The sequence below is a fragment of the Geminicoccus flavidas genome (assembly GCF_009806515.1).
Taxonomy (GTDB): Bacteria; Pseudomonadota; Alphaproteobacteria; order Geminicoccales; family Geminicoccaceae; genus Geminicoccus; species Geminicoccus flavidus.
The window spans coordinates 1-4,843 of the sequence record NZ_WUJP01000187.1; the positions used below are offsets into that span (position 1 = coordinate 1).

The 4,843-nt window shown below is 68.0% G+C and carries 3 protein-coding genes and 1 pseudogene; 2 read left to right on the top strand and 2 right to left on the bottom strand.

What is annotated here, in order from left to right; translation table 11 throughout:
- Positions 1-1,523 (top strand): TonB-dependent receptor domain-containing protein (locus tag EQG76_RS05110; protein WP_159711188.1); only part of this gene is annotated, 1,523 nt, incomplete at its 5' end.
- Between the two features lie 15 nt (positions 1,524-1,538).
- On the opposite strand, the gene EQG76_RS05115 is transcribed toward EQG76_RS05110, so the two are convergent.
- Positions 1,539-2,054 carry an NUDIX domain-containing protein gene (locus EQG76_RS05115; RefSeq protein WP_159711190.1) on the bottom strand — a complete coding sequence of 172 codons (516 nt, stop codon included), beginning with the start codon at positions 2,052-2,054 and terminating at the stop codon, positions 1,539-1,541.
- Positions 2,055-2,457: 403 nt separating this feature from the next.
- On the opposite strand from EQG76_RS05115, the gene EQG76_RS05120 reads away from it, so the two are divergent.
- Positions 2,458-3,675 (top strand): MFS transporter, encoded by a 1,218-nt coding sequence (locus EQG76_RS05120; protein ID WP_159711192.1) that lies wholly within the window; start codon positions 2,458-2,460, stop codon positions 3,673-3,675.
- A gap of 6 nt (positions 3,676-3,681) precedes the next feature.
- Here the strand turns inward: EQG76_RS05120 and EQG76_RS05125 are convergent.
- A pseudogene (locus EQG76_RS05125) lies at positions 3,682-4,843 on the bottom strand (tetratricopeptide repeat protein); the annotation flags it as partial.

Sequence of the window (4,843 nt, forward strand, 5' to 3'; positions counted from 1 at the left end):
GCAATTCCGGCCAAGGTCAGGTCTATCTGAGCGGGCCGATCGTGAGCGAGCTGCTCGGCCTGCAGCTCTGGGGCCGGCTCTACGGCCGAGCCGAGGACAAGATCGAGAGCGGCTGGAGCGAGGCCGACGACCATGACCTCGGCGGCAAGCTGACCCTGACCCCGACCGAGAACCAGGAGATCGTGCTCACCGGCGGCTACACCCGGCTCGAGCGCAACGCCACCGCCGGCAAGACCCTGGAAGCGGATGCGGACGACACCCGCAACAAGCAGGACCGCCTGTTCTATTCGCTCAGCCATACCGGCCGCTGGGACTTCGGCACGACCGACCTCTCGATCCTGCAGGAAAAGGCCGAGCGGCGCTCCTGGATCCGCTCGGACGAGGAGGGCCTGGTCCGCAACGCCCGTTCCCCTGAGATCTTGAACACGGTGATCGACGGTAAGGTCCAGCTCCCGCTCGACCTGCCGGTGCTGGGCCTGCATTCGCTGGTGGTCGGCGGCCAGTGGATGAGCACCGAGCTGACCGACCAGAATCCCGGCCGGCGCACCGGCCAGGACGAGAAGTTCAAGGTCTGGCAGCAGGCCCTGTTCATCGAGGACGAGTGGCTGATCACCGACAATTTCTCGCTGACCGGCGGGCTGCGCGTCGACGACCATGAAGTCTATGGCGCGCACTGGAGCCCGCGCGGCTATGCGGTCTGGCACCCGACCGAGATGTGGACGATCAAGGGCGGCGTCTCCACAGGCTTCCGCGCCCCGGACATCCGCACGATCTCGCCGGGCTACGCCTACACCACGGGCGGCGGCGGCTGCAGCTATGGCCCGAACGGCACCTGCGGCGTGATCATCGGCGATCCGGACCTGGAGCCGGAGAAGAGCACCAGCTACGAGTTCAGCGTCGGCTGGAACAACTTCAGCTGGCTCTCGGCCAACGCGACCTATTTCTATACCGACTTCAAGGACAAGGTCGCGAACGCGCTGGTACTGGACGATGACGGCAACCCGGCGCGCTGGCCCGAGGACCCGAACTACCGGCTCTGGTACAACTACAATATCGACGACGCGGTGATCCAGGGCGTGGAGCTGTCGGCGACCTTCCAGGCGACCGAAACGATCACGTTCACCGGCAGCTACACCTATACCGATTCCGAGCAGAAGACCGGGACCTACAAGGGCCTGCCCCTGGCGCGCACGCCGGAGCATCTGGCGAACTTGCGGGTGGACTGGGCCACGCCGATCGCGGGCCTGCGCACCTGGGCGCGCGCCGACTACCATGGCAAGGAGCTGAACGCCGGCACGCGGCTGGGCCAAAACGGCACGCCGGTCGAGCGGGAGGGTACCGTGGTCGCCCGCGAGTATGACAGCTACCTGACCTTCGACATCGGCGCCAACTACGCGCTGACGGACAAGGTGCTGCTGAGCGCCGCCGTCTACAATGTCGGCGATGAGCAGCTGGAGCCGGACGCCTACAACACGGTCGGCGACGGCAGGCGCCTCTGGCTCGGCACGACGATCAAGTTCTGAGGCCTTGACCGCGGCTCAGGCTGGCATACCGGATGACGGCCGCCAGCCTGGCTCGGGGAAACGGGCGGTTGTCGGGTTGGCGAACAGGTCGGCCGCCATCACCCGCGCCCAGATGCTGAGATCGACGTCCGCCAGCTCGTCCTCCGCGAACCAGCGCAGCTCCGACGTTTCCTCGCCGTCGGGCCTGGGCACCCCGCCGACGACCCGTGCCTCGAACCCGGTCGAGACATAGGAGGTCACGTCGCCGTTGGGGTAGGTCACCCGGTACTGCGGCCCGCCATAGACGCCCAGCACCCGGACCAGCTCGATCAGGTAGCCGGTCTCCTCGAACGCCTCCCGCACGGCGGCGTCCGAGGGGCTCTCGTCCGGATCGACCGCCCCGCCAGGGGTGGACCAGACGCCGCTGTCGATCTGCCGGACGAGCAGGATCCGGTCTTGCTCGTCCCGGATCACCGCAGCCGCCGAAGGCAGCAGGATGAGGTCGTGTCCCAGATGGGTGCGGAGCTTGCGGACATAGTCGGACATCGGCATGGCAGGCGCGGGTCTCCTCGTGCGGCACTGGCACCACCGATGCCACGGACGCGCTGCTGCCGCATCCCCTCGCTCACAAGCCGGCAGCCGCCCGAGGCTGCAGAGCAGAACCACGCCCAACAGCCGTTCAACGGCAGGTCCGGCGCGACACGGCTCCGGAAAGTACTGCAACTGCCAGATGGTTGCGCATCCAGCATCCACAGCATAACAAGCCGGAGCAGCATGGAGAAAATCACACGAGTCTGCGTGCAATGAACTTGAATCAATTGTGAGCCGCATCGGAGATTGGGTCAACCCATACCTTTTAGCTCTTGTTTGTATTCATGTTTTCTTGCCTTTTACGGCAAACTAGCATGATTTACTAAATCACCTGTGGCCCGCACGTAGCTGGGGTGGTTGCGTCTTGAGCATTCTCCAGCGTCGCAAGTCCACCGGAGAGATCCAAAAGGCCGGCCGTTCGACCCTCTGGTGGTCGGCAGCCGTGCCGTTTCTCCTGAACGGAGCGGGCATCGGACTGTGGGCGGCGTTCATTCCAGTGCTGGCGGAGCGGCACGACCTGGATCCGTTCACGCTGGGGCTAATCCTGTTCGCCTTCGCCGGTGCCGGCATCGCCAGCATGCCGCTGGCCGCCAGGGCGATCGGCCGCCTCGGCAGCGGCCTGGTGGATGCCGTGCTGACAGCGGGGTTCTGCATCGGTCTCGCCGGCCCCCTGCTCAGCCCTTCCCTGCCGGTCCTGGTGGCGGCTGTCATCCTGTTCGGCGTGATGAACGGCGCCATGGACGTGGCGATGAACAGCCATGGCGGCACGATCGAGTGCCTGCGCGGCCGCCCGACCATGTCGTCGTTCCATGGCTGCTGGAGCATCGGCGGCCTCTTGGGTGCTGTCGCCGGTGGCATGCTCATCGGGCAGGGACTGACCGGTGCGACCGCGACCACGCTACTGGTGGCGACCGGCCTGGGCATGGCCCTGGCGGCTGCTCCGAGCCTGCTCGCCGCCATCCTGCCAGAAGTATCGAGCGACGGGACAACGGCGCCAGGTGGCAGCACCAGCCCGGCCGCCCGGCGGGAGGCGCGGGTCCTCGGACTGATCGCACTGCTCTGCATGGCGGGCGAAGGGGTCGCCGCCGACTGGAGTGCGCTGTTCCTGCGCATCGAGGCCGGCTCGTCGCCGGCCTTCGCCTCGGCCGGCTATGCCGGCTTCGCCCTGACCATGGCCGTCTGCCGCTTTCTCGGCGACCGGACGATCCTGCGGTTCGGTGCGCTGCGGGTCGCCCGGACGGGCGGGCTGCTCGTCGCATTCGGCATAGGCATGGCCGTGGCGGTTCCCACCCCCGCCCTGGCGGCGCTGGGCTTCGCGCTGATGGGACTGGGTGCTGCGAACATCATGCCGCTCGTGTTCAGCAGTGCCGGCCGCATTCCGGGCCTGCCACAGGGTGCCGGCGTCGCCACGGTGGCTGCCATCGGCTATGCCGGCTACCTGGCCGTGCCGCCGCTGTTCGGGTTCGTCGCGGAACTGGTGGGCCTTCGGGCTGCGCTTGCCCTGATCGCGATCACCGGCTTCGCCATTGCCCTGTCGGCTGGCATCCTGGACCGTCAGCCGCAATCGGCCGTGGCCGCCTGACCGGCCTCACGCAGCGGAGGGCGGTGCCTCGGCGCGCGACAGGTCGGAAAGGAAGCGGCGCATCAGCGCCGAGTTGCCGAAGCGCCGCCCGACCTCTTCGCCCGCCAGCGAGAAGCCGGGCTCGCGCCGGAGCAGCTCGGCCATCGCGGCGCGCGCCTCGTCCGGCCGTTCCAGGCCGACCAGCACCGCCGCACGGATCTTCAGGCAGTCCGGATCCTGCGGTGCCCGCAACACGCACTCGGCCAGCACCTCGTCCGCCTCGGACAGCCGACCCGCGGCATAGAGCGCCTGGCCATGGACATAGGCATAGTATTCCGGCGCCAGGGGATGGAGGCGACGCGCCCGCTCGGCATTCGCCACCGCCTCGTCATAGGCGCCGAACCGCAGCTGCGCCTTGGCCAGCGCCATTAGGCTATCCGGATCGCTGGCATTAAGCTCCACCGCCCGCTGCGCCGCACGCATGGCGCCCTCGTACTCGCCGCTGGCCGCAAGCCCGAAGCTCAGCACCTGGTAGGCCAGGGGCAGGTCCGGCTCCAGCCGGATCGCCTCGCGGGCCTCGGCCATGCCGCGTGCGACCATTTCGGCCGCGTTGCCGGTGGGCCAGCCGAACTGCTCGGAGATATAGGTGAGGCCGAGATAGGCACGGGCCGTGGCATAGCGCGGGTCCAGCTCCACCGCCCGATGGTAGAGGCCACGTGCCTCCAGCAGCGCAGCCCGATCCGCACCACCATGCTTGTGATGACCGCGCGCCCGCAGCACAAGGTCGTAGGCACGCAGGTCGGCGGTCGGGCGGTCCACGGCGGCCGCGGCTTCGCTCTGACGCACATAGGACACCAGCGAGGAGACGATCCGGGCGGTGAGATCGGCCTGGACCGCGAACACGTCCTCGATGCGCTGGTCGTAGCTGTGCGACCAGAGGTGAGTGCCGGTGCGCGCGTCGATGAGCTGGGCCACCACCCTGAGCTGGTCGCCCGCCCGGCGGGCACTCCCTTCCACCACGTATTCTGCACCCAGCCTCTCGCCGATCTCGCGGATGTCGGTCGGCTGGTCGCCCAGCGCGAAGGTCGAGTTGCGCGCGATCACCATCAGCTCGCGATTGCGGGCGAGGTTGGCGATGACGTCTTCGGTCAGGCCATCGGCGAAATAGGTCTGGCTTGGCTCGGCGCTC